This window comes from Pseudomonas sp. P135, from assembly GCF_020312125.1.
In the GTDB taxonomy this organism is placed as follows: domain Bacteria; phylum Pseudomonadota; class Gammaproteobacteria; order Pseudomonadales; family Pseudomonadaceae; genus Aquipseudomonas; species Aquipseudomonas fragariae.
Map to the genome: position 1 here is coordinate 1 of NZ_JAGPYR010000066.1, position 335 is coordinate 335.

1 protein-coding gene is annotated in these 335 nt (G+C 55.8%); it reads left to right on the forward strand.

Going from position 1 to position 335, the window contains the following annotated elements:
* Nucleotides 1-335 (forward strand): DDE-type integrase/transposase/recombinase (locus KBY08_RS26335; protein WP_225651327.1); only part of this gene is annotated, 335 nt, incomplete at both ends.

A 335-nucleotide genomic window follows, 5' to 3' on the forward strand; every position in this document is an offset into this window, starting at 1 on the left:
AGATCAGTTGTGCGACCCAAGAAGTACCGCTCCTATAAGGGCACCGTCGGGAAAATTGCGCCGAATTTGCTGGAGCGCAAGTTCACGGCGCAACGCCCGAACCAGAAATGGGTGACCGATGTGACCGAGTTTAAAGTGGCCAATCGAAAGCTGTATCTCTCGCCCGTGATGGACCTGTACAACGGTGAGATCGTGGCGTACGAAGTGTCTACCAGGCCGTGCTTCGAGCTGGTCACCAATATGCTGGACAAGGCTCTCCAGCAGTTGCAGGACGAGCCGAAGCTTGTGATGCACTCGGATCAGGGCTGGCAGTATCAACACGCGCAGTACCGTCA